The sequence below is a fragment of the Kitasatospora sp. NPDC033851 genome (assembly GCF_055576085.1).
The window spans coordinates 48,449-72,489 of the sequence record NZ_JBVIRL010000032.1 but is presented as its reverse complement, the minus strand read 5'-3'; the positions used below and the strand labels follow the sequence as shown (position 1 = coordinate 72,489).

Annotated in this window: 18 protein-coding genes and 1 pseudogene; 7 read left to right on the top strand and 12 right to left on the bottom strand. The window is 70.8% G+C overall.

What is annotated here, in order from left to right; all coding sequences use genetic code 11:
- The first annotated feature begins 157 nt into the window (after positions 1-157).
- The 3 genes from ACZ51D_RS37485 to ACZ51D_RS37475 all read left to right on the top strand — a co-directional run bounded on the left by ACZ51D_RS37485 (position 158) and on the right by ACZ51D_RS37475 (position 2,802).
- On the top strand, positions 158-1,429 hold the full coding sequence (locus ACZ51D_RS37485) for a tetratricopeptide repeat protein (protein WP_465664754.1): 1,272 nt from the start codon (positions 158-160) through the stop codon (positions 1,427-1,429).
- Positions 1,430-1,454: 25 nt separating this feature from the next.
- A complete protein-coding gene (locus tag ACZ51D_RS37480) occupies positions 1,455-2,168 on the top strand; it encodes a creatininase family protein (protein WP_465664753.1) in 714 nt (237 codons plus the stop codon).
- A gap of 463 nt (positions 2,169-2,631) precedes the next feature.
- Complete coding sequence (locus ACZ51D_RS37475) at positions 2,632-2,802, top strand: hypothetical protein (RefSeq protein ID WP_465664752.1); 171 nt, start codon at positions 2,632-2,634, stop codon at positions 2,800-2,802.
- 338 nt (positions 2,803-3,140) lie between these two features.
- Here the strand turns inward: ACZ51D_RS37475 and ACZ51D_RS37470 are convergent, their stop codons facing one another.
- Positions 3,141-5,084 carry a TIGR03960 family B12-binding radical SAM protein gene (locus ACZ51D_RS37470; protein WP_360504120.1) on the bottom strand — a complete coding sequence of 648 codons (1,944 nt, stop codon included), beginning with the start codon at positions 5,082-5,084 and terminating at the stop codon, positions 3,141-3,143.
- A 490-nt stretch (positions 5,085-5,574) separates the two neighbouring features.
- Between ACZ51D_RS37470 and ACZ51D_RS37465 the strand changes: the two genes are divergently transcribed.
- Positions 5,575-6,876 (top strand): M14 family zinc carboxypeptidase, encoded by a 1,302-nt coding sequence (locus ACZ51D_RS37465; RefSeq protein WP_465620086.1) that lies wholly within the window; start codon positions 5,575-5,577, stop codon positions 6,874-6,876.
- A gap of 135 nt (positions 6,877-7,011) precedes the next feature.
- Here the strand turns inward: ACZ51D_RS37465 and rodA are convergent, their stop codons facing one another.
- The 8 genes from rodA to folC all read right to left on the bottom strand — a co-directional run bounded on the left by rodA (position 7,012) and on the right by folC (position 15,931).
- Positions 7,012-8,211, bottom strand: a complete 1,200-nt coding sequence (rodA, locus tag ACZ51D_RS37460) for a rod shape-determining protein RodA (protein WP_360504116.1) — start codon at positions 8,209-8,211, stop codon at positions 7,012-7,014.
- Positions 8,208-10,577 carry a penicillin-binding protein 2 gene (gene mrdA, locus ACZ51D_RS37455; RefSeq protein WP_465620084.1) on the bottom strand — a complete coding sequence of 790 codons (2,370 nt, stop codon included), beginning with the start codon at positions 10,575-10,577 and terminating at the stop codon, positions 8,208-8,210. Before mrdA ends, rodA begins: the two co-directional genes overlap by 4 nt.
- Positions 10,578-10,629: 52 nt before the next feature.
- Positions 10,630-11,274, bottom strand: coding sequence for a rod shape-determining protein MreD (gene mreD / locus ACZ51D_RS37450; RefSeq protein WP_360504112.1), 645 nt, complete (start codon positions 11,272-11,274; stop codon positions 10,630-10,632).
- A gap of 3 nt (positions 11,275-11,277) precedes the next feature.
- Positions 11,278-12,219 (bottom strand): rod shape-determining protein MreC, encoded by a 942-nt coding sequence (gene mreC / locus ACZ51D_RS37445; RefSeq protein ID WP_465620082.1) that lies wholly within the window; start codon positions 12,217-12,219, stop codon positions 11,278-11,280.
- Positions 12,220-12,314: 95 nt separating this feature from the next.
- Positions 12,315-13,340 carry a rod shape-determining protein gene (locus ACZ51D_RS37440; protein WP_360504176.1) on the bottom strand — a complete coding sequence of 342 codons (1,026 nt, stop codon included), beginning with the start codon at positions 13,338-13,340 and terminating at the stop codon, positions 12,315-12,317.
- 322 nt (positions 13,341-13,662) lie between these two features.
- Positions 13,663-14,076 carry a nucleoside-diphosphate kinase gene (gene ndk / locus ACZ51D_RS37435; protein ID WP_360504108.1) on the bottom strand — a complete coding sequence of 138 codons (414 nt, stop codon included), beginning with the start codon at positions 14,074-14,076 and terminating at the stop codon, positions 13,663-13,665.
- Positions 14,077-14,184: 108 nt separating this feature from the next.
- Positions 14,185-14,538, bottom strand: a complete 354-nt coding sequence (locus tag ACZ51D_RS37430; protein WP_360504106.1) for a DUF4233 domain-containing protein — start codon at positions 14,536-14,538, stop codon at positions 14,185-14,187.
- Position 14,539: 1 nt separating this feature from the next.
- Positions 14,540-15,931: a bifunctional tetrahydrofolate synthase/dihydrofolate synthase gene (gene folC / locus ACZ51D_RS37425; RefSeq protein WP_465620079.1), complete on the bottom strand. Its 1,392-nt coding sequence runs from the start codon at positions 15,929-15,931 to the stop codon at positions 14,540-14,542.
- A 197-nt stretch (positions 15,932-16,128) separates the two neighbouring features.
- Between folC and ACZ51D_RS37420 the strand changes: the two genes are divergently transcribed.
- Positions 16,129-17,760 carry a glycosyltransferase family 2 protein gene (locus tag ACZ51D_RS37420; protein ID WP_465664751.1) on the top strand — a complete coding sequence of 544 codons (1,632 nt, stop codon included), beginning with the start codon at positions 16,129-16,131 and terminating at the stop codon, positions 17,758-17,760.
- Positions 17,715-18,089, top strand: a pseudogene (locus ACZ51D_RS37415) (chitinase); the annotation flags it as partial. The gene ACZ51D_RS37420 and the pseudogene ACZ51D_RS37415, both read left to right, overlap by 46 nt.
- A 40-nt stretch (positions 18,090-18,129) precedes the next feature.
- Here ACZ51D_RS37415 and ACZ51D_RS37410 read toward each other — a convergent pair.
- Positions 18,130-18,654, bottom strand: coding sequence for a hypothetical protein (locus tag ACZ51D_RS37410; RefSeq protein WP_360504096.1), 525 nt, complete (start codon positions 18,652-18,654; stop codon positions 18,130-18,132).
- Between the two features lie 323 nt (positions 18,655-18,977).
- The gene (locus ACZ51D_RS37405; protein ID WP_360504094.1) at positions 18,978-21,614 is read right to left on the bottom strand and encodes a valine--tRNA ligase; all 2,637 of its coding nucleotides are present in this window, start codon (positions 21,612-21,614) and stop codon (positions 18,978-18,980) included.
- A 190-nt stretch (positions 21,615-21,804) separates the two neighbouring features.
- On the opposite strand from ACZ51D_RS37405, the gene ACZ51D_RS37400 reads away from it, so the two are divergent.
- Positions 21,805-22,620: a hypothetical protein gene (locus ACZ51D_RS37400; RefSeq protein ID WP_465664750.1), complete on the top strand. Its 816-nt coding sequence runs from the start codon at positions 21,805-21,807 to the stop codon at positions 22,618-22,620.
- Between the two features lie 86 nt (positions 22,621-22,706).
- Here ACZ51D_RS37400 and clpX read toward each other — a convergent pair whose 3' ends face one another.
- Entirely contained in the window at positions 22,707-23,996 is a 1,290-nt protein-coding gene (gene clpX / locus ACZ51D_RS37395) for an ATP-dependent Clp protease ATP-binding subunit ClpX (protein WP_045696864.1), read from the bottom strand.
- Positions 23,997-24,041: the final 45 nt, after the last annotated feature.

Below are 24,041 nucleotides of genomic sequence, written 5' to 3'. Positions count from 1 at the left end.
TGCCCAAAGGGATGACGGAACCTGGACGTTCCGGCCCTTGACTCCAGGCTGCCGAGAGGGATTGCGGACTTCGTACCCAAGCTGATTACCCACTGTGGGTAAACTCACAGGTAATCAACTTCCGTGCAGTGACTGCTGATCGACTACGGGGGCAGTGGTGACCGAGGCGCGCGTTCCCGATCGGCTCCCACCGGGCCTGATCTCCAACCCGGAGATGATCGCGGCGTGCCGAAGACGAGACTTCGCCACCATCTTCCGGTTGCTCAAGCTGGCCGGGATCTACCCCTCGCTCATTGCCCGTGCCTGCGACATGACTCCGAGCCGTGTTGGTGAGGTCATGGCCGGCAAGCCCAAGATCGAGAAGGTCGATCTCATCGAGCGCATCGCCGACGGGCTGCACATCCCTGGCCACATGCTCGGGCTGGCTGCTCGGGAATGGGAGCAGGAAGAACCAGTCCCCCGGTCCCGGACCCGATCGCCCGAGCCGTCCGCCGGCCGGCAGGAGCTCAGCGCACCGATCGATCCCGAGTTTTTCGTCAGCCACCTGCGCGGCCTCATGCCCGGACACTACAAGGCCGCGAATCTGCTCGGCTCCCGGCACGCGCTCGACGCGGTCACCCGACACGTCCAGTTACTCGATCGCCTCCAGCAGAACATCGGCGGCCGCGCCCGCGATGAACTCCTCGCCATCGGTGCCCGGACCGCGGAGTTCCTGGGTTGGTTGAACCAGGATCTCGGGGACTTCGCCCGGGCCCTCTACTGGTCGGACCGCGCCATGGAGTGGGCGCAGGAGACCGGCGACGACGTCATGGCCGCCTACGTGCTGTTCCGGAAAAGCAACCAGGCCACCGCTCAACGCAACACGCAGAAGGCTGTCAGTCTTGCCCGCGCTGCCCAACGGTCGGTCGGCGCCACACCTCGCATCCGTGCTCTGGCCGCTCAGCAGGAGGCCCAGGGCCACGCGCTCATGGGCAACCCGCGCTTTGCGCAGGCGAAGTTCGACGAGGCTCACGAACTCGCCGCCGAACCGGACGACTCACATGCAGACGACGCCCTTGATCTGGCGTACTGCACGCCGACGTACATCGAGATGCAGCGCGCGAACTGCCTGATCGAACTCGGGGATCCGCGAACGGCCGTGGGCATGTTCGAGGCAGAGCTTCGGATCCTGCCGCCGATCTACCGAAACGATCAGGGCGTGTACCTCTCGCGCCTGGCGCGCGCCTACGCGGTTTCCGGCGAGCCAGAGCAGGCCGCCGCCGCAGCCGACCGGGCGCTGTCGATCGCCATCGACACCGAGTCGGCTCGCGCGATGTCCGAACTGTCCGCCGCGGGCAAGGCCCTCCAGCAGTGGAGCGCCGTACCCGAAGTAGCCACGTTCACCGGTCGCCTGACCCTGATGAACAGCGGGAGCCCTCTCGACCGCTGACGACGTGATGAGAGAGGCTGAGCCCATGGACGCACTGATCACGGCCGCTACCTCCGCGGACGAACGCCGGCGCGGCGCCAAGATCGCGGTACTACCGGTCGGCAGCTTCGAGCAGCATGGCGATCATCTGCCGCTCACGACCGACACAATCGTCGCCAGCCTGATCGCCCAGCGGATCGCCACCGACCACGACCTGTTCCTTCTGCCGCCCATCACGCTGTCCTGCTCACACGAGCACGCCCACATGCCGGGCACTGTCAGCATCAGCGCGGCCACGCTCTATGCCGTGATCAACGACACATGGAAGTCCCTCCGGGCGTCCGGCGTCCCCGGCCTGCTGATCGTGAACGGACACGGCGGGAACTACGTCCTCTCGAACGTGGTCCAGGAGGCCAACACAGAGGATCCGCGCGTCGCCCTCTTCCCCGTTCGCGAGGACTGGCACCAGGCCCGCGAAGCCGCCGCCCTGGAAAGCACCGGCGCCGAGGACATGCACGGCGGCGAGCTGGAGGTGTCCCTCCTCCTTCACGGCGCGCCGCACCTCGTCCGCGACGGCATCGAGGGCGACGACCACGACGCCCCGGAACGCCCTCACCTCCTCACCCTGGGTATGGCCGGCTACACCCGGAACGGCATCATCGGCCGCCCCTCGCTCGGAACTGCCGAGAAGGGCAAGGCACTCCTGGAGAGCCTGTCCCGCTCGGCCGCCGCCCACCTGTCACTCATCGGTGGTAGCTGAGAGCTACGGGCCATCGCTCAAAAGTGGGTGTTCGAGCTACACGAGCAAGCCGCCCACCACGGTTGCGGAGTAGAGCGCAGGGCATTCCTCTGACATGGATTCAGGGTTAGCCGCTGTAGTCGGCGCGGCCATCGGCATGCTCGGGGGCGCCGGGGGTGGGTGGCTCACAGTCGTCGGTCAGGCCCGACATCAGGAGCGCCAGCAGCGCATAGATCAACAACATCGGCTGGAGGAGGTTCGCCGAGAGGCATACAGCGCGTGCATCAGTGCGTCGAAGCAGGTGTCGGCTCGCTGGTGGCGGGTCGCGGACCGGCTCCGTACGAGTGGCACCACACCAGACCAGTGGGAGACAGAGGTTGCCCAGGCACACGCGGCCTGGGTTCCATTTAGCGCCGCGGTATCCACGGTCGCGGTCGTCGGGCCAGGTCACGTGGCAGAGGCGGCTGAGATCCTCCGGCGTGCCATGTACACGCTGGACCAGGCAGCTACCGCATGGCACGAAGCGGCACGCGAAGTAGGCCATGGCCATCTGGCCGACTTCGACAATCGCTACATGGACGCGGTGGCCGGAAAGAGGGAACCCGGACGGATCTTCCAGCGGGCAGCCCGGGAAGCTCTCAACGCCGAGACGTGATCCGGCACGGCGACGAGCGGGCTGTGCGATCCACGGAGCAGCGACTCGCGGCCGCCCGGACCGAGTAACGCAGGAGCCCTCCCCGAACGAATCGGGGAGGGCTCTACGCGTGCTCTCAAGGCCTCAGACCCACTCGATCGAGGACTCGATGCCCGGGGCACTCCGGGCGGCGGGCAGAGGGGTCCTCCGGCCGCCTTGCCGGGCCTCCCCGGGGGTGGGGGCGGGCCCGTCCGGGGCGCGCGCCATGCCGAGCGCGCCCAGGACGAGCTCCCGCTCCCCCTCCGAGAGGCTGTGAAGTAAGTCACACAGTTCGCTCGCCGTGTCACCCACGTCGTCGGCTACTTCTGCTGGTCAGCGCCGCCGACTACAGTCAGCGGGAGCAGCTTCTTGCCCGTCGGGCCGATTTGTATGGCCGTGTCCATCTGCGGGCACACGCCGCAGTCGAAGCACGGCGTCCAGCGGCAGTCGTCGACCTCGACCTCTTCCAGCGCGTCCTGCCAGTCCTCCCAGAGCCAGTCCTTGTCGAGGCCGCTGTCCAGGTGGTCCCAGGGCAGCACCTCCTCGTAGGTGCGCTCGCGGGTGGTGTACCAGTCGACGTCGACGCCGGTGCCGGCCAGGCCCTTCTCGGCGCAGGCCATCCAGCGGTCGTACGAGAAGTACTCGCGCCAGCCGTCGAAGCGGCCGCCGTCCTCGTAGACCGCGCGGATGACCGCGCCGATCCGGCGGTCGCCGCGGGACAGGAGGCCCTCGATGATGCCCGGCTTGCCGTCGTGGTAGCGGTAGCCGATGTTCTTGCCGTACTTGCGGTCGCCGCGGATCGAGTCGCGCAGCTTGGCCAGGCGGGCGTCGGTGGCCTCGGCGGACAGCTGCGGGGCCCACTGGAACGGGGTGTGCGGCTTGGGCACGAACCCGCCGATGGAGACGGTGCAGCGGATGTCGTTCTGGCCGGTGACCTCGCGGCCCTTCTGGATGACGTTCTTCGCCATCTCGCCGATCTGGAGCACGTCCTCGTCGGTCTCGGTGGGCAGGCCGCACATGAAGTACAGCTTCACCTGGCGCCAGCCGTTGCCGTAGGCGGTGGCGACGGTGCGGATCAGGTCCTCCTCCGACACCATCTTGTTGATCACCTTGCGCATGCGCTCGCTGCCGCCCTCGGGGGCGAAGGTGAGGCCCGAGCGGCGTCCGTTGCGGGACAGCTCGTTGGCGAGGTCGATGTTGAAGGCGTCGACGCGGGTGGACGGCAGCGACAGGCCGATCTTGTCCTCGGTGTAGCGGTCCGCCAGGCCCTTGGCGATGTCGCCGATCTCGGTGTGGTCGGCGCTGGACAGCGACAGCAGGCCGACCTCCTCGAAGCCGGTCGCCTTCAGTCCGCGCTCGACCATCTCGCCGATGCCGGTGATGCTTCGCTCCCGCACGGGGCGCGTGATCATGCCGGCCTGGCAGAAGCGGCAGCCGCGGGTGCAGCCGCGGAAGATCTCCACGGACATCCGCTCGTGCACGGTCTCCGCGAGCGGGACGAGCGGCTGCTTGGGGTAGGGCCACTCGTCCAGGTCCATCACGGTGTGCTTGGACACCCGCCACGGCACTCCGGGGGCGTTCGGCACGACACGGGCGATCCGGCCGTCGGCCAGGTACTCCACGTCGTAGAACCTCGGCACGTAGAACCCGCCGGTGCGGGCGAGGCGCAGCAGCACCTCGTCGCGCCCGCCGGGGCGGCCCTCGGCCTTCCAGGCCCGGATGATCTCGGTCATGTCGAGGACGGCCTGCTCGCCGTCGCCGACCACCGCGCAGTCGATGAAGTCCGCGATCGGCTCCGGGTTGAAGGCCGCGTGGCCGCCGGCGAGGACGATCGGGTCCTCGTCGGTGCGGTCCTTGGCCTCCAGCGGGATGCCGGCCAGGTCGAGCGCGGTCAGCATGTTGGTGTAGCCGAGCTCGGTGGAGAACGAGAGGCCGAACACGTCGAAGGCCTTCACCGGGCGGTGGGCGTCGACGGTGAACTGCGGGACGTCGTGCTCGCGCATCAGCGCCTCGAGGTCCGGCCAGACGCTGTAGGTGCGCTCGGCGAGCACGCCCTCGCGCTCGTTCAGCACCTCGTAGAGGATCATGACGCCCTGGTTGGGCAGGCCGACCTCGTAGGCGTCGGGGTACATCAGCGCCCAGCGGACGTCGCAGGCGTCCCAGTCCTTGACGGTCGAGTTGAGCTCGCCGCCGACGTACTGGATCGGCTTCTGGACGTGCGGGAGGAGGGCCTCCAGGCGTGGGAAGACCGATTCGACAGTCATGTACTAGGAACCCTTACGACGTGATTCGGTGCCGCGAGTCGGCACGGGAGGGGTGACCCTCAAGGGTAGCCCAATCCGGGGACGGGCCGGTCTGCCCCGGAGCACGGGCCCTCCGTGCCCCGGCGCGACCGGCCGTTCGGCACCCGCCCCGGTACGCGCAGTGCGCGCCCGCCGCCCGGCGCCGTCCGCCGTTGACATGCCCGGACGGCCCGTGCGGTACTGACGGGGCTCCGCCAAGGAGGCCTGTGCCCCTTCCGGACAAGGGAGTTGGGTCGTACGCTCGGCCCTCGTCGGAGTTCCCCCCGGCGCTGCCCTCTCCCGCCCCCGCACACGGCCCCGTCCACCCTCACCAGGCCCGTCCCGTGTCCGCCCGGCCGCCGTCCCCGGCCCGCGGTGCCCCGTCCTCCGCCCGCGCTCCGTGCCCGGCGGCGCACCACCGCGTCCGCGCCCCGGCGGCCGTACGATCCGTACGACCGGCGCAAGGAGAACCATGACCGACACCGGTCGGCGGATCCGCCCCCTCCGACCCCTCGACGCCCGGCCGGCCCGCTACCCCACGCCGGCCCAGGCCGAGTGCGCCGCCCGGCGGCTCGCCCTGCGCCATCCGGACCGCTGCCGGCTGCGCGAGGTGGGCCGCTCCCGGGCCGGGCGCCCGCTGCTGCTGCTCTCGGTCGACCGCGGCCCGCGCGCCGTGCTCGTGGTCGGCGGCCCGCACCCCAACGAGCCGGTCGGCACCGCCGGGGCGGTCCGGCTGGCGGAGCTGCTGCTGGACCGCCCCGCCCGCCCCGGCCTCTCCTGGCACCTCCTGCTCTGCCTCGACCCGGACGGCGCCGCGCTCAACGCCGGCTGGCTGGACGGCCCGCTCTCCATGCGTCGCCACTACGAGCACTTCTTCCGCCCCGCCTTCGAGGAGCAGCCCGAGCTGCTGCCCGCCCCCGGCTCCGGCCGCCCGCCGATGCCGGAGAGCGTGGCGCTGACCGGCCTGATCGACGAGCTGCGCCCGTTCCTGCAGTGCTCGCTGCACGGGGTGGACTTCGGCGGCGCGTTCGTCCAGCTCACCGGCCCGGTGCCGGGCCTGGCCGAGCGCTTCGCGCGCTCCGCCGAACGGGCCGGCCTCCCGCTCGACGTGGACTCCTACGACGCGATCGGCTGGGCCAGCCCCGCCCCCGGCACGTACCTGATGCCCGCCCCGGGCAGTTCCGGGGTCTCCCGGGCGCTGCCGGACGAGCCCGAGCTGTCCACCTGGTCCTACGCCGCCCGGCGCGGCGCGGTCACGGCCGTCCTGGAGGTCCCGATGTGGGCCGTGGACGCGGTCGGCGACGCCCGCCCCCACCCGGCCGGAGCGCGGGCCGTGACCGCCGCCGCCCGCGACCTCACCGCACGCGCCGAGGAGCTCACCGCCCTGCTCCCGTGGGTCCCCGCGCACGGCCACGAGGCGTACGGCTCGCTGGTGCGCACCGCCGAGTTCAGCCTGGCGGTGGCCCCGCGGGTGGCCGAGGAGTGGCTGGAGCGCTGGTGCCCCGAGCCGCTCTCGTCCTCGCGGGTGACCACCGCCGGGCTGGTGGCGGCCCGTCTGCCGCTGCGGGTCGCGTCGATCCTGCTGCGGCTGCTCGCGGACGCCCGGGGCCCGGGCGCGGAGGCCGCCCGGGAGCGCGCCCGCGCGGTCGTCACCGACAGCCTGGAGCGGCTGCGGCACCGCTTCGGCGCCCGCTGGGTGCCGGTCCAGGAGCAGCTGGCCCACCAGACCCGGGCCGTCCTCACCGCCGCCGACTGCCTGCTCCAGTCGACCTGACGCGTCGTCGGCAACGCTGGTCCGGCTCACCCGCGAGGACGCGAAGGGGCCGGCCCGGGATTCCCCGGACCGGCCCCTTCGCACACCCGCTCAGGCCCCTCGGACTGCTGCGACTGGTGCGACTGCTGCGACTGCTCAGGCCGCTATCGGCCGTTGGCTGCGAACCGCCTGGAGCAGCCCGATGGCCATCCAGTTCGCGAACATCGAGGACCCGCCGTACGAGACGAACGGCAGCGGGATGCCCGCGACCGGCATGATGCCCAGGCACATCCCTATGTTCTCGAAGGCCTGGAAGGACAGCCAGGCGATGACCCCGGCCGACACGATCGTGCCGTACAGGTCGGTCGCCTGCCGCGCGATCCGGCAGGCCCGCCACAGCACCACGCCGACCAGCAGGATGATCGCCAGTGCCCCGACGAAGCCCAGCTCCTCGCCGGCGACGGTGAACACGAAGTCGGTCTGCTGCTCCGGCACGAACTGCCCGGTGGTCTGCGTCCCGTGGAACAGCCCCTTGCCGGTCAGCCCGCCGGAGCCGATCGCGATGCGGGCCTGCGCGGTGTTGTAGCCGACGCCGTTCGGGTCCAGCTGCGGGTTGGCGAAGGCGGCGAAGCGGTCGATCTGGTACTTGCTCAGCAGGCCGAACTTCCAGATCGCCACGCATCCGGCGGCGCCCATCACCAGCAGCCCGAGGACCCAGCGGTTCGCCGCGCCGGAGCCGAGCAGGATGCCCAGCACGATCGCGGCCATCACCATCACCGAGCCGGCATCCGGCATCAGCAGCACTATGCACATCGGCAGCCCGGCCCAGACCAGGCCGCGGAACACGGCCCGGTGCGAGGGGAACTCCCGTTCCCCCGCGTCCACCTGGTCCGCCAGCACGACCGCCATCGCCAGCACGATCCCCAGCTTCGCGAACTCGGCGGGCTGGATCGAGAAGCCGCCGCCGAGCTGGATCCACGAGTGCGCGCCGTTGATGGTCGAGCCCAGCGGGCTGAGCGTCGCCAGCAGCAGCAGGATCACGGCGACGTACAGGAACGGCACGATCGTGCGGAAGCGACGACTCCCTATCGCTATCACCACGGCGCACAGCACCAGCCCGACCACGAAGTTGGTCAGGTGCCGGTACAGGAAGTACTGCGGGTCCCCGTGGGTGAGCGAGTCGCGTCCGCGGGTGGCCGACCAGACCAGCAGCGAGCTGCCGGCCGAGAGGGCCAGCGCGGCCAACAGCAGTATCCAGTCCAGCCGCCAGAGCGGGGAGTCCTTGGCGAGGGCCTTGGAGACCCCGCGGCGCTGCGGGGCCAGCCGCAGCTGGCGGTAGGAGCCGTAGGAGGTCATGCCCGTCCCCTTCCCGGGCTTCGGCCGGGTTCGAGCGCGGCGTCGGCCGCGGTGTAGATCGCCGGACGGTCGGTCGGCGGTGCCTGGTCGAGGAAGGCCGCTGCCGGGGCCGGGTCCGCCTGCGCCGACGCCGCGTCGAGCGGCACCGGAGCCGAAGCCGGGGCCGGCACCAGGGCCGAAGCTTCCGCCACCTGGTCGGCAGAGGCCGACACCGGGGCCGACACCGGGGCCGACACCGGGGCCGGGTCGCCGGTGTAGGACGCCGGCTTGATGATCGCGGTGCCGTCCGGGTTGAACTTCGGCAGCTCGCCCTGCGGGACGGGCAGCAGCGCCTTGCCGTTGTCGATGTTGCCCTTGTCGTCCACGCCGTACAGCGCCTGGTAGATCCGGCGGACGGAGTCACCGGAACCGCCGGAGCCGGTGCCGCCCTGGCTGATCGTCATGATGATCGCGTAGTCCTTGCTGTACGTGGCCAGCCAGGAGGTGGTCTGCTTGCCCTCGACCTCGGCGGTGCCGGTCTTGGCGTGCAGCGCGATCTTGTCCTGCGGCCAGCCGGCCTGCGAGAACTTCCAGGCGGCCGTACCGCTCTTGACGACGCCCTCGGTGGCCTGGTTGATGTAGCTCAGCAGCTTCTGGTCGCCGGGGAACTTGGCGTCCGCCTGCGGGGCGATCTCGCGGACGAGATCCCCGCCCGGGCTTATCACCGCCTTGGCGATGGTCGGCCGGTAGAAGGTGCCGCCGTTGGCCAGCGCCGAGTAGATCCGGGCCATCTGGACCGGGGTGACGAGGGTGTCGCCCTGGCCGATGGCGAAGTTGACGGCGTCACCGGCGCGCATCTGGTAGCCGTCGACGCAGTTCTCCCGGGCGATCTGGTCGGAGAAGCTGTTGCCGCCCTTCTTGGCCTGCGCGCACCAGGCGTCCTTGTTGTTGTCGTAGAAGGACTGCTTCCACTGCCGGTCCGGCACCCGGCCGGTCACCTCGGACGGCAGGTCGATGCCGGTCTTGGCGCCGAGGCCGAACTCGTGGGCGGTCTTGAAGAACCAGTCGCCCGGGTCCTTCTTCGGCTTGATGCCGCCGTCCTTCAGCCACTGGTCGTTGGCCAGACCGTAGAAGACGGTGTCGCAGGAGACCTCCAGCGCCTTCTCCAGCGTGATGGAGCCGAAGCTCTCGCTCTCGAAGTTCTTGAACTCGCGGCCGCCGATGGTCATGCTCTTGGGGCACGGGTAGGTGCCGTCCAGCGAGTAGCCGGCCTGCACGGCGGCGGTGGTGGAGATGACCTTGAAGGTCGAACCGGGGGCGGACTGACCCTGTATGGCCCGGTTCAGCAGCGGGAAGTTGGACTCCTTGCTGGTCAGCGACTGGTAGTCCTTGCCGCTGATGCCGCCGACCCAGAGGTTCGGGTCGTAGGTCGGGGCGCTCGCCATGGCGATGATCCGCCCGGTGTGCACGTCCATCACCACGGCGGCGCCGGAGTCGGCCTCGTAGTTGCGGTTGGTGACCTTGTCGAAGGTGTTCCGGGCGTCCGCGATGGCCTGCGCCAGGTTGTCCTCGACCACCTTCTGCACCCGGGCGTCGATGCTGGTGACCAGGTTGTCGCCGGTCTGCGGGGCGACGGCACCGGCGGTGCCGATCACCCGGCCGAGGTTGTCCACCTCCAGCTTGGTGATGCCGGCGGTGCCGCGCAGGTCGCGGTCGTACACCGACTCCAGGCCGGCCCGGCCGATCTGGTCGGCCGGCAGGTAGCGGTCCAGGCCGCTCTTGTCGGCGGTCTTGCTGACCTCGTCGTCGGTGACCGGCGAGAGGTAGCCGAGCACCTGGGCCAGGTTGGCGCCCTCGGCTCCGGTGTAGCGGCGCACGGCGGTGGGCTGCGCGGTGATCCCGGGGAAGTCCTCGCGGCGCTCCATTATCTGCATCGCCTGCTGGGTGGTCGCTTCCTTGGTGACCGGGATCGGCTGGTAGGGCGAACCGTTCCAGCAGGGCTGCGGGGTCTTGGCGTCGCAGAGCCGGACCTTCTCCTGCACGTCCTTGGCGGGCATCCCCAGCACCTCGGCCAGCCGGGCCAGCACCGCCTTGCCGCCGTCCTTCTGCTGCAGCAGCGAGGTGCGGCTGACCGAGACCACCAGCCGGGTCTCGTTGCCGGCCAGTATCCGCCCGGAGGCGTCCAGGATCTCGCCGCGGACGGCCGGCTCGACCACCTCGCGGATGTGGTTGCCGGTCGCCTTGGCGGTGTACTCCTTGGCGTTGCGGATCTGCAGGTACCACAGCCGCCCGCCGAGGGTGGCGAGCAGCGACAGCACCAGGATCTGCAGCACCACCAGACGGATCGTCACCCGCCGGGTGCGGCCGGTCTCGGGGATGTTGCTCACGTCTCGTGCGCTCCAGGATGCGGGGAAGTCGGGAGGTCGGGGGCCGGGCCGGCTACGGGCGGCGGGCGAAGCCGGGCACGCGCCGCTTCTTGTAGGACGGGCCGGACGAGACCTCGCGGGTGGTGCGGTAGCGGGCCAGCGAGCCGAGGCCCAGGCCCGGGCCGCTCTGGTCGTCGTCGGCGGCGGTCACCGGGTCGCGCCCGAAGCGGCGGCCGAGCAGCATCACCAGCGGCACCACGAACGGCGCCAGCAGCAGGTCGTACAGCAGGGCGCTGATCACCAGGCCGACGAGGCCGACGTGCCGGGCCGCGGTGTCGCCGACCAGGGCGCCGACCATGGCGTACAGCAGGGTGGAGGCGACGGCCGCGGCGCCCACCACCAGCAGCGAGCTCGCGACGGAGCGCTGGCGGCCGTGGTCGGGGCGCAGCAGCCCGGCGGCGTAGCCCATCAGGCAGAGCACGAGCGCGTAGCGGCCGATCGCGTGGTCGGAGGGCGGCGCGACGTCGGCCAGCAGGCCGGCCGCGAAGCCGACCAGGCAGCCGCCGGTGGGCCCGTAGACCATGGCGAGGCCGACCACGACGAGCAGCAGTATGTCCGGGGTGGCTCCCGGGAGCTGGAGTCGGCCGAAGACGCTGACCTGGAGGATCAGGCCGAACAGGATCAGGCCGGCGGAGACGGGGATGCGGGCGAGGCGCATGGCTCAGTTCCCCCCAGTGGGCTTGGCGGGCGCGGCGGCGGGGGCTTGTCCCGGGGTGGGCGCGGCTGGGGCCTGGCCCGGGGCGGGGGCCGGCGGCAGGACGGCGTCGCGCGGGTCGGCGCGCGGCGGCACGACCACCACGCCGACCAGGTCCAGCCGGGTGAACTGGACGAAGGGCTCGACCAGGACGGTCTTGGTCAGCTGGCCCGCGTTGGCCTGGACCTCGGTGACCTTGCCGACCGGGACGCCGGGCACGAACGGGCGGCCGCTCTGCGAGCCGAAGGTGACCAGCCGGTCGCCGGCCTTGACCTGGGCCTTGCCGTTGAGGAGGGAGACCTTCATCGGGCTGTCGCCGCCGCCGGAGGCGAAGCCGATCTCGCCGGTGCCCTCCAGGCGGGTGCCGGCCGAGAAGCCGGGGTCGGAGGCGAGCAGCACGGTGGCGGTGGTCGGGCCGACGGTGGTGATCCGGCCGACCAGGCCCTGGCCGTTGATCACGGTCATGTCGCGGGTGAGGCCGTCGTCGCTGCCGGCGTCGATGGTGATGGTCCAGGAGAAGCCCTGGGCCGGGCCGATCGCGATGACCTGGGCGGCCTTGACGGTGTAGCCGCCGGCGCCGGCGGTGCGCAGCAGGTCGTCGAGTTGCTTGGTGCGCCCGGTGGCCATGTCGGAGGAGGCGAGCTTCTGCCGAAGTTCGGTGTTCTCGCGGGCGAGCTGGTCGGTGCGGCCGTTGTTGGTGGCGGCGTCCCGGAAGGCCCGGACGGTGTTGGCGACCGGGTCGACGACGGTGGCGGCGCCGCGCTCGACCGGGCCGAGGACGCCGGCGGCCGCGTGTCGGGCGGGGCCGAGCGGGGAGTCCTCACCGCCCTTGATGTCGACGGTGATCAGCGCGAAGGCGACGGCCACCAGCAGGATGAGCAGTAGCCGGCTCTCTCGTGTGTCCCTCACGGTGCTGGTACTGCCCCTTCGTACCTGGCGGCCGCCCGGGGCTGTGGGGCCCGGGCGGCGGCCCGTTCAGTCGTGTCGGATGTTGTGCTGTGGTGCTAACGGCGCGGCTGTGCGTCGAGTACCTGCTGGAGCGCCTCGAACTCCTCGACGCACTTGCCGGAGCCGAGTGCGACGGAGTCGAGCGGGTTCTCGGCGATGTGGATCGGCATGCCGGTCTCGCGGCGCAGCCGCTCGTCGAGGCCGCGCAGCAGGGCGCCGCCGCCGGTGAGCACGATGCCGCGGTCCATGACGTCGCCGGCCAGCTCGGGCGGGCACTGGTCGAGGGTGGTCTTGACCGCGTCGATGATCGAGTTGACCGGCTCGTCGATGGCTTCGCGGACCTCGGCGGCGGAGATGACGACGGTCTTGGGCAGGCCGCTGACCAGGTCGCGGCCGCGGATCTCGGCGTGCTCGTCCTTCTCGCCTTCCAGGCCGAAGGCGCTGCCGATGCTCATCTTGATCTGTTCGGCGCTGCGCTCGCCGAGGAGGAGCGAGTACTCCTTCTTGATGTGCTGGACGATCGCGTTGTCCAGTTCGTCGCCGGCCACCCGGATGGACTGGGCGGTGACGATGCCGCCGAGGGAGATCACCGCGACCTCGGTGGTGCCGCCGCCGATGTCGACGACCATGTTGCCGGTGGGCTCGTGGACGGGCAGGCCGGCGCCGATGGCGGCGGCCATCGGCTCCTCGATGATGTGCACCTGGCGGGCGCCGGCCTGCGAGGAGGCCTCGATGACGGCGCGGCGCTCGACGCCGGTGATGCCGGAGGGGACGCAGACGACGACGCGCGGGCGGGCGAGGTAGCGGCGGCGGTGGATCTTGAGGATGAAGTACCGCAGCATCCGCTCGGTGATCTCGAAGTCGGCGATCACGCCGTCCTTGAGCGGGCGGATGGCGACGATGTTGCCCGGGGTGCGGCCGATCATCTTCTTGGCTTCGGCGCCGACGGCGAGGATGCCGCCGGTGTTGGTGTTCACGGCGACGACCGACGGCTCGTTCAGGACGATGCCCTTGCCCCTGACGTACACCAGCGTATTGGCAGTTCCGAGGTCGATCGCCAAGTCGCGGCCGATGAACGACAGGTTGCTCGCCATGGGGTGTGGGTGCCTTCCCGGGCTCGGAGTTCATGAGGGGTGGACGACTGCGTGCGCCCACGCTTGGGCGGAGACCAGCTGAGCTGCCTTACCGGGCCCTTGAGTCGCGTCCATCGTAGTCACGCCGCACGGTACGGACGTCGACGTGGGGCATACCGTCCATTGTCCGGAGCGTGATCGCTTCTCCGAGGATTGGGACGCCGTGTCGGCCCCCCCAGTTCCCTATTTCACGATAAGAATGCCCCGGCCGGGCCAATGGTCCCGACCGGGGCAGTCCCAAGGTCCTCCGGGCGTTGTCGCCCGGCCCGACTCAGGCGTGCGCCGGGAAGAAGATCTTGATCTCGCGCTCGGCGGACTCCGGGGAGTCGGAGGCGTGGATCAGGTTCTCGCGGGTGATCGTCGCGTAGTCGCCGCGGATGGTGCCGGCCCCGGCTTCCAGCGGGTTGGTGGCGCCGGCCAGCATGCGGATGCCGCGCACGACCTCCTCGCCCTCGACGATCAGCGCGAGCGACGGGCCGGAGGTCATGAACTCCAGCAGCGGCTCGTAGAACGGGCGGCCGACGTGCTCCGCGTAGTGCTGCTCCAGCGTCGCCCGGTCGAAGGTGCGCAGCTCGATCGCGGCGAAGCGCCAGCCGGCCTTGCGCTCGATGCGGCTGATGATCTCGCCGGCCAGGCCGCGGCGGACGGCGTCGGGCTTGAGCAGGACGAGAGTGCGCTGGGACACGGTGCGTCTCCTGGGGATTCGGTTCGGCAGACAGTCGGGTCGACGAGTGGGCCGACACGGCAGAGATTACCTTGCGTACACGGCGTGTCGGTGCGCTGGTCCGGGGCCCTAGGCGGGTACGGCGGCGGCCTCGGTGGCGGCGGCGCGGGCGGCCTTGAACGCGTCCACCTTGCGGCCGTAGTGCACCGAGCACCACCACAGGCCGGCGAAGACCACGCCGAGGCCGAACATGGTCGGCAGGACGAAGCCGCTGGCGATCAGGCCGATCTGCAGCGCCCATCCGATCTGCACCGCGCCGGGGCGGTTGATCATGCCGCAGAGCGCGATGCACAGGGCCATCGCGATGCCGCTGACCGTCCAGATCTCCCCGGTGGAGACGTCGGTGAGCCGCATCGCGACCAGCGCCGCGAACATGACCAGGAGTGCCTCGCCGATCAAGGTCGAGGAGCAGAGCGTCCTCATGTCACTTCCTCCCGAGCAGCAGGCGGGCCTCGCCCACCGTGATGACCGATCCGGTGACCAGCACGCCGGCGCCGCCGAGGTCGCCCTCCTCCTCGGCGAGGGTGACGGCGGCGGCGATGGCGTCGTCGAGGCGGGGCTCGACCTGGACGCGGTCCTCGCCGAAGACCTCGACGGCCAGGGCGGCGAGCGCGTCGACGTCCATCGCGCGGTGGGTGGAGTTCTGGGTGATGACGACCTCGGCCAGGATCGGCTCGAAGGCCTCCAGCACGCCGGCCACGTCCTTGTCCCCGGAGGTGCCGATCACGCCGACGAGCCGGGTGAAGCCGAAGGACTCGGTGAGGGCGGCGACGGTGGCGCGGGCGCCGTGCGGGTTGTGCGCGGCGTCCAGGACGATCGTGGGGCTGCGGCGGACGATCTCCAGGCGGCCCGGCGAGGAGACGCCGGAGAAGGCGTGGCGGATCTTGTCGACGTCGAGCTGTCCGCCGCGGGCGCCGCCGACGCCGAAGAAGGCCTCGACCGCGGCCAGGGCGAGCGCCGCGTTGTGCGCCTGGTACTCGCCGTGCAGCGGGATGAAGATGTCCTCGTACTCCTCGCCGCCGAGTCCGCGCAGCGTGACCAGCTGGCCGCCGACGGCGAGTTCGCGGCGGATCACGCCGAACTCCAGGCCCTCGCGGGCGACCGTGGCGTCCACCTCGACGGCGCGGCGCAGGATGATCTGGGCGGCGTCCAGCTGCTGCTGGGCGACGACGGCGACGGCACCGGACTTGATGATCCCGGACTTCTCGACGGCGATCTCGCCGGTGGTCTCGCCGAGCTTGTCGGTGTGGTCGAGGCCGATCGGGGTGATCACGGCGACGGCGGAGTCGATGACGTTGGTGGCGTCCCAGGAGCCGCCCATGCCGACCTCGACCACGGCGACGTCCACCGGGGCGTCGGCGAAGGCGGCGTAGGCCATGCCGGTCAGCACCTCGAAGAAGGACATCGGCACCGGTTGCGCCGCGTCGACCATCTGCACGTAGGGCTCGATGTCGCGGTAGACCTCGACGAAGCGCTCCGGGCTGATGGGGGCGCCGTCCAGGCTGATCCGCTCGGTGACGGACTCCACGTGCGGGCTGGTGTAGCGGCCGGTGCGCAGCTCGAAGCCGTTGAGCAGCTGCTCGATCATCCGGGCGGTGGAGGTCTTGCCGTTGGTGCCGGTGATGTGGATGGAGGGGAAGGACCGCTGGGGCTGGCCCAGGATGTCCATCAGCGCCTCGATCCGGTCGAGCGAGGGCTCCAGCTTGTTCTCCGGCCAGCGCTGGGAGAGTTCCGTCTCCACGTCGCGCAGGGCGTCGCCGGTGCCGCTGTCGGCGGGGCGGATGGTGTACGGGTTCGGGTCGGCCTTGTCGCTCACGACCACAGTCTACGGAGCGGTGGCGGGCCGTCCTCACAGGGTGAGGGCCGGGGTGAGAACGGCCACTTTGACCCGTCTTTGCCACTACCAACCAGTTTGATCCCTTTACTATTCATTTAGCGAGTTTGACCCGCAATGAAGCATCGATTCGCAACCAACGGGAGCCGCCAGCCTTTGATTACGAGGAGCACCGCGCCATGCCCGACGCCCTGCACGACTGGATCACGCTGCGCCAGGACGCCATCGTCTGGGTCGCCGGACTGATCTCGCTGGCCCTCGTGGGCTACATGGTGCTCGTCTTCGGACGCTTCCTCGTGTACTGGGCCGGCTCCCGCCACGCCTTCCGGCACAACCGGCCCGCCGAGCCCGGCGACCCCGCCGCCTTCCGCTGGCACCTGGTGATCCCCTGCCGCGACGAGGAGGCCGTGGTCACCCAGACCCTGGACGGCCTGCGGACCAGTGCGCACGAGGCCCACCTGTGGGTGATCGACGACGACAGCGAGGACGCCACCCGCGACCTCGTGCTCGCCGCGGCCGCCCGCGACCCGCGCGTCCACCTCGTCCAGCGCCGCCGCCCGCACGCCCGGATCGGCAAGGGCGCCGCCCTCAACGCCGCCTACCGGGAGATCTCCGCCTGGCTGCCGGAGGGCACCGACCGCTCCCGCGTGGTGATCGGCGTGGTCGACGCCGACGGCCGACTCGACCCGGGCACCCTCGCCCAGGTCTGCAACGACAAGGCACTCGGCCGCCCCGACACCGGCGCCGTCCAGATCGGCGTCCGGATGCGCAACGCCGACGACGAACACCCGCTTCCCGGGCGCGGCCGCGCCGCCAACGCCCTCGCCCGCGCGCTCGTACGGATGCAGGACGTCGAGTTCCAGGCCAACAACGCCGGCATGCAGCTGCTGCGCCGCCGCACCGGCAGCGTCGGCCTCGGCGGCAACGGCCAGTTCGTCCGGCTCACCGCCCTCGACTCGCTGACCGCCGAGGAGGGCCGGGCCGGCCGCCCCTGGCCCGAGCGCGCGCTGCTGGAGGACTACGAGTCCGGGCTGGACCTGCGTCTGGCCGGCTGGCGGCTCACCCACGTCACCGAGACCCAGGTCTCCCAGGAGGGCCTGGTCTCGCCGCGCCGCTTCCTCACCCAGCGCACCCGCTGGGCCCAGGGAAACATGCAGTGCCTGCGCTACACCGGCCGGGTGCTGCGCTCCCCGCACTACACCTGGTCCGGCAAGGCCGAGGTGATGTACACCTTCCTGCAGCCCGTGGTCTGCGTGCTGCTGGTGCTGCTGGTCCCGCTCTCGCTCGCGATCACCACCGCCGGGCTGGTGCTCTTCCCCGCCGAGACCGCCGACTTCCAGCTCCGCTTCGGGCCGTGGATGCTGCTCGCCTTCGTCCTCGCCACGCTGCCGATGGTGTTCTGGGGCCTCGCCTACCGCAAGGCCGTCCACCCCGACCGCGGCCGGCTCACCGGGCTGCTCTGGGGCGTCCTGGTCTGGCTCTACGCCTACCACCTCTTCGTGGTCGCCGCCCGGGCCGCCGTCCGGCTGCTGCTCGGACGCAACGGCTGGGCCAAGACCCGCCGCAACGCCGAGAAGGTCGCCCTCGGCGCCCCCACCGCGCTCGAGTCCTTCACGTTCAGCGCCAGTTTGAAGTACTCCATGCCGGTCGACTGCATGTCGATGGTCTGCGGCGCCATGGTGAGGATGAATCCGCTGCCTGCCTTCGCCGCCAGGGCGTGCAGAGCCTGGCTCATGGAGGTGGCGCTGATGCCGTTCTCCAGGTCATCCTCATCATCGTCAACATGCAGTACTACAACTCCGGCGCGATGAACGGCTGCGACGGCAACGTCTACGCGCAGGGCACCGAGAACTTCCTCACCGCGCTGGCCTGTATCCAGCTCAAGGGCGGGCTGCGGCCCGACCAGGTGGGCCTCGGGGTGCCGGCCTCGACCAGCGCGGCGGGCGGCGGCTACCTCGGCGCCGGCACCGTCGTCAACGCGCTGGACTGCCTGGCCTCCGGCACCGGCTGCGGCAGCTACAAGCCCGACACCACCTGGCCCGGCATCGGCGGTGCGATGACCTGGTCCACCAACTGGGACGCCAGGGCGGGCAACCCGGTCGCCGGCACGATCGGCGCCCACCTGCACGCCATGCCGTAGGCGCGGCAGGCAGCGGCCTGCGGCGGGCCCGGCCCGGGGCTCAGACCCCGGCCCGGGCCTCCGGCACGTGCGCGGCGCCGCCGTGCCGACGGCGCAACTCGGCGGTGATCTCGGCCAGTTCGCCCTCGGGCAGCAGCGGCAGCATCATCGCGACGCCCTGCAGCAGACCGCCCAGCAGGAAGGTGGTGTCGGCCGTCGAGGCGACCAGACCGCGGACCTCGGCCACCTCGCCGGCCGCCACCGCCTCGATCAGCCGGGCGGCGTCCGCGCCCTCCTCGTCCACCGCGACCGCGCCGGTGTCGGCCGGGGCCCGCCGGGCCATCGCCCGCAGCACCCTGTCGCCGACCTCGGGGGCGTACGCCTTGCGGACGGCCTCGGCGGCGATCCAGGTGAGCAGGGTGGTCACCTCGCGCTCGGCCTGCTCGGCGAACAGCAGGTCCAGCTCCTGGTCGAACGCGAGCTGATTCCCGTGCCGGAAGGCGAGCAGCAGGGTCGCCGCCCTGGCCTTCGCCTCCTCGACCATCTCGGCAGGCAGTTCGTCGGCCAACTCCTCGGTCACCACCACGCCGTGCCCTCCCGTCCGTCGCCCATCAGGGACACCCCGCAGGAACGCTCAGCGGAAACGTCCTTCGGAAACTCCGTGCACACCGTACACATCCGAACCTGCAAACTTCCGCGAACGCGCGCGGGCAAGACCGGAATCAATTCGCTCGGAATAGGACCTCACCCGGTCCAGGATGAATATTCGCCGGAAGGGAGCAATGTTCCTGCGCTATTAGGCGTAATGAAAGCGTCCCTCGGCGGAAAACCGGCAGCGGAGACCGCGAAACGCCGAGGGGCCGCACCCCGCGCGTCGCGGAGTGCGGCCCCTCACGGGCCGGTACGGGCTCAGCCCTGCGGCAGCGCCGCGAGCTGGGCGGTGATCCGGGCGATGTCGGCCTCGGCCGCCTCCTGGCGGACCTTGATCTTGGCGACCACCTCGTCCGGCGCCTTGGCGAGGAACGCCTCGTTGCCGAGCTTGGCGGTGGTCTGCGCCTTCTCCTTCTCGGCGGCCGCGAGGTCCTTGGCGAGGCGCTTGCGCTCCGCCGGGACGTCGATGGTGCCGGAGAGGTCCAGCGAGACGGTGGCGCCGGCGACCGGGAGCGAGGCGGTGGCCACGAAGCCCTCCTCGGGGACGGTCAGCCGCAGCAGCGAGCGGATCGCGTCCTCGTGGACGGCCAGCACGGTGCCGTCGAGGTCCAGCTGGGCCGGGACGCGCTGCCGGTCCTTGAGGCCCTGGCTCACGGCGAACCGGCGGACCTCGGTGACCACCTGCTGCAGCGTGGCGATCTCCGCCTCGGCCGCGGCGTCGCGGTAGCCGCTGTCGGTCGGCCAGTCGGCGATGACGACCGACTCGGCCCCGGTGAGCGTGGTCCACAGCGTCTCGGTGACGAAGGGCACGATCGGGTGCAGCAGCCGCAGGGTGACGTCGAGGACCTCGCCGAGCACCCGGCGCGCGGCGTCGGCCTGCGGGCCGCCCTTGGCCAGGGTGGTCTTGGAAAGTTCGACGTACCAGTCGAAGACCTCGTCCCAGGCGAAGTGGTACAGCGCCTCGGAGAGCTTGGAGAACTGGTAGTCCTCGTACAGCCCGTCCACCTCGGCGACGGTGCTGTTGAGCCGCGACAGGATCCAGCGGTCGGCCGCGGTCAGCTCCTCCGGCGCGGGCAGCGGGCCCTCGACGGTGGCGCCGTTCATCAGCGCGAAGCGGGTGGCGTTCCAGATCTTGTTGGCGAAGTTGCGGGCCGCCTGGACCCAGTCCTCGCCGATCGGCACGTCGACGCCCGGGTTGGCACCGCGCGCGAGCGTGAAGCGCAGCGCGTCGGAGCCGTACTTGTCCATCCAGTCCAGCGGGTTGACGACGTTGCCGAAGGACTTCGACATCTTCTTGCCGTTCTGGTCACGGACCATGCCGTGCAGCGCGATGGTGTGGAACGGCGGGGTGCCGTCCATCGCGTAGAGACCGAACATCATCATCCGGGCGACCCAGAAGAACAGGATGTCGTAGCCGGTGACCAGGACGGAGTTCGGGTAGAACTTCGCGAGGCTGTCGGTCTGCTCCGGCCAGCCGAGCGTGGAGAACGGCCACAGGCCGGAGGAGAACCAGGTGTCCAGGACGTCGGTGTCCTGGTGCCAGCCCTCGCCGGTGGGCGGCTGCTCGTCGGGGCCGACGCAGACGATCTCGCCGTTCGGGCCGTACCAGACCGGGATGCGGTGGCCCCACCACAGCTGGCGCGAGATGCACCAGTCGTGCAGGTTGTCGACCCAGTCGAAGTACCGCTTCTCCATCTCCTGCGGGTGGATCTTGACCTTGCCGTCGCGGACCGCGTCACCGGCGGCCTGGGCGAGCGGGCCGACCTTGACCCACCACTGCATGGACAGCCGCGGCTCGATGGTGGTCTTGCAGCGCGAGCAGTGGCCCACCGAGTGGACGTACGGGCGCTTCTCGGCGACGATCCGGCCCTCGGCGCGCAGCGCGGCGACGATCGCCGAGCGGGCCTCCAGGCGGTCCAGGCCGAGGAAGGGGCCGTGCACGGTGATGACGGCGTGCTCGTCCATGACGGCGATGTTCGGCAGGTCGTGGCGCTGGCCGATCTCGAAGTCGTTCGGGTCGTGCGCGGGCGTCACCTTGACGGCGCCGGTGCCGAACTCCGGGTCGACGTGGGCGTCGGCGACGATCGGGATCCGGCGGCCGGTCAGCGGCAGCTCGATCTCGGTGCCGACCATGTGCTTGTAGCGCTCGTCCTCCGGGTGGACGGCGACCGCGGTGTCGCCCAGCATCGTCTCGGCGCGCGTGGTGGCGACGACGATGGAGTTCTCGCCCTCGCCGTAGCGGATCGAGACCAGCTCGCCGTCGTCGTCCTGGTACTCCACCTCGATGTCCGAGATGGCGGTCAGGCAGCGCGGGCACCAGTTGATGATGCGTTCGGCGCGGTAGATCAGCTCGTCGTCGAAGAGCTTCTTGAAGATGGTCTGGACGGCCTGGGACAGGCCCTCGTCCATGGTGAAGCGCTCGCGGGACCAGTCCACGCCGTCACCCAGGCGCCGCATCTGACCGGAGATCTGGCCGCCGGACTCCGCCTTCCACTTCCAGACGCGCTCGACGAAGGCCTCGCGGCCCAGGTCGTGGCGGGACTTGCCCTCCTTGGCGAGCTCGCGCTCGACCACGTTCTGGGTGGCGATGCCGGCGTGGTCCATGCCGGGCTGCCACAGGGCCTCGAAGCCCTGCATGCGCTTGCGGCGGACCAGGGCGTCGATAAGCGTGTGCTCGAAGGCGTGGCCCAGGTGCAGGCTGCCGGTGACGTTCGGCGGGGGGATGACGACGGTGAACGGCGGCTTCTCGCTCTTCGCGTCGGCCGTGAAGTAGCCACGCTCTACCCAGCGCTCGTACAGCTCGCCCTCTACGTCCGCGGGGGTGTAGGTCGTCGGGAGGGTTGCTGCTTCGTCCCCGGTGGTGCTCACGGGGCGCTGGTTCGTCGTGTCGGTCACGACGCACAGTTTACGTAACCGGGGGGGCGGGTTACGAACCGCTTTCGGTCCGCGGACGCGCCACGCCCGAACGGGCCCCGGACGGGCACCGTGCGGTACCGTGCCCGGGCACTCGTCCGGTTGACCGGACGTGCACGGAACGACTCCACACCACGACAGGCCGCGGGTGCGGCGGGGGAGCACAGAGCAGATGTACGGCCAGGGACAGCAGTATCCGCAGGGTCAGCCGCAGCCGCAGCCTTACGGGGGCCCGCCGCAGTACGGCCAGCCGCCGCAGCAGCAGCCCTACGGCGCCCCGCAGCCCCAGTACGGCTACCCGCCGCAGCAGCAGCCCTACGGCGCGCCCCAGCAGCCGTACGGCGTGCCGCCGCAGGCGCCGTACGGGCAGCCGGGCTACCCGGTGGCGCCGCCGCCGAAGGGCAAGGGCGGCCTGGTGATCGGTCTGGTGATCGGCGCGCTGGTGCTGGGCGGCGGCGGTTTCGCCGCCTGGAAGTTCCTCGGCGGCGACGCGGGCGGCAAGTACAAGATCACCGCCCCGCAGACCCTGGCCGACGGCTACGTCCAGAAGTCGGCCAAGGAGCAGGCCGCCGACATGAGCAAGCCCGGGGCGTCCAAGTTCGGCACCGACCTGCAGGTCCTGGTGGCCAGCTACAGCAAGGGCTCGGACGCGCTGGACACCTTCTCGGTGGTCGGCGTCTACGGCAACCTCAACGACCCCGCGCAGATCATCGAGGACTCCAAGAAGGACGGCGACGGCCTGTCCACGACGATGACCGACTTCCCGGCACAGGACGCCAACAACTCCTCGGCGAAGCTCTCCTGCGGCACGTCGACCATGCTCGGCAAGCCCGGCCCGACGATCTGTGTGTGGGCGGACAAGTCCACCACCGGCCGGGTCTCCTTCACCAAGGTCAGCCTGAGCGGCGGCAGCGGCCAGCCGCTCACCGCCGAGCAGGCGGCCGCCAAGACCCGGACGATCCGCGACGCCATGGTCGTCGCCAAGTAGCACCCCCCGGTCATGCGAAGGGGCCCCGCACCGGATCCGGTGCGGGGCCCCTTCGCGTGACGGGCGCCGGTGCGTGACGGGCTCGGTCAGGCGCTCTTCTCGCGGCGCTCGCGCTTGATCATGTCGCGCGGGACGAGGGTGGGGATGGCGTGCTTGGAGACGACGTCCCCGGTGACCACCACGCGGGCGACGTCCTGACGCGAGGGGACCTCGTACATCACGGACATCAGCACCTCCTCCATGATGGCCCGCAGACCGCGCGCGCCGGTGCCGCGCAGGATCGCCTGGTCGGCGATCGCCTCCAGCGCGTCCCGGGAGAACTCCAGCTCCACGCCGTCCAGTTCGAAGAGCTTGCGGTACTGCTTGACCAGCGCGTTGCGCGGCTCGGTGAGGATCTGCAGCAGCGCCTCGCGGTCCAGGTTGTGCACGCTGGTGATCACCGGCAGACGGCCGATGAACTCGGGGATCATGCCGAACTTCACCAGGTCCTCGGGCATCACCTGGCGGAAGTGGTCGCTCGCGTCCGACTCCCGCTTGGAGCGGATGTTGGCGCCGAAGCCGATGCCCTTGGCACCCGCGCGGCCCTCGATGATCCGCTCCAGGCCGGCGAACGCGCCGCCGACGATGAACAGCACGTTGGTGGTGTCGATCTGGATGAACTCCTGGTGCGGGTGCTTGCGCCCGCCCTGTGGCGGCACCGAGGCGGTGGTGCCCTCCAGGATCTTCAGCAGGGCCTGCTGCACGCCCTCGCCGGAGACGTCCCGGGTGATCGACGGGTTCTCGCTCTTGCGCGCGACCTTGTCGATCTCGTCGATGTAGATGATCCCGGTCTCGGCCTTCTTGACGTCGTAGTCGGCCGCCTGGATCAGCTTGAGCAGGATGTTCTCGACGTCCTCGCCGACGTAGCCGGCCTCGGTCAGCGCGGTGGCGTCCGCGATCGCGAACGGCACGTTGAGCATCCGGGCCAGGGTCTGCGCCAGCAGCGTCTTGCCGGAGCCGGTGGGGCCCAGCAGCAGGATGTTGGACTTGGCCAGCTCGATGGCGTCCTCGCGGCCGTTGCCGCCGCTGCGGCCCGCCTCGCCGGCCTGGACCCGCTTGTAGTGGTTGTAGACGGCCACCGACAGCGCCTTCTTGGCGAGGTCCTGGCCGACCACGTACTGGTCCAGGAACTCGTAGATCTCGCGCGGCTTCGGGAGTTCCTCGAAGCGCACCTCGGAGGTCTCGGCGAGTTCCTCCTCGATGATCTCGTTGCACAGGTCGATGCACTCGTCGCAGATGTACACGCCTGGGCCGGCGATCAGCTTCTTCACCTGCTTCTGCGACTTGCCGCAGAACGAGCACTTGAGCAGGTCGCCACCGTCTCCGATGCGTGCCACGAGGTGCTTCCCCTTCGCCAGGGGCCCCGCAGGGGTTCCGGGGCC

What these genes read in the sequence shown, in the direction of transcription:
- ACZ51D_RS37480 (WP_465664753.1), top strand. Translation starts at nt 1,455, where the DNA reads ATGGACGCACTGATCACGGCCGCTACCTCCGCGGACGAACGCCGGCGC.
- ACZ51D_RS37475 (WP_465664752.1), top strand. Translation starts at nt 2,632, where the DNA reads ATGTACACGCTGGACCAGGCAGCTACCGCATGGCACGAAGCGGCACGC.
- ACZ51D_RS37470 (WP_360504120.1), bottom strand. Translation starts at nt 5,084, where the DNA reads ATGACTGTCGAATCGGTCTTCCCACGCCTGGAGGCCCTCCTCCCGCAC.
- ACZ51D_RS37465 (WP_465620086.1), top strand. Translation starts at nt 5,575, where the DNA reads ATGACCGACACCGGTCGGCGGATCCGCCCCCTCCGACCCCTCGACGCC.
- rodA (WP_360504116.1), bottom strand. Translation starts at nt 8,211, where the DNA reads ATGACCTCCTACGGCTCCTACCGCCAGCTGCGGCTGGCCCCGCAGCGC.
- mreD (WP_360504112.1), bottom strand. Translation starts at nt 11,274, where the DNA reads ATGCGCCTCGCCCGCATCCCCGTCTCCGCCGGCCTGATCCTGTTCGGC.
- ACZ51D_RS37430 (WP_360504106.1), bottom strand. Translation starts at nt 14,538, where the DNA reads ATGAGGACGCTCTGCTCCTCGACCTTGATCGGCGAGGCACTCCTGGTC.
- ACZ51D_RS37420 (WP_465664751.1), top strand. Translation starts at nt 16,129, where the DNA reads ATGCCCGACGCCCTGCACGACTGGATCACGCTGCGCCAGGACGCCATC.
- ACZ51D_RS37400 (WP_465664750.1), top strand. Translation starts at nt 21,805, where the DNA reads ATGTACGGCCAGGGACAGCAGTATCCGCAGGGTCAGCCGCAGCCGCAG.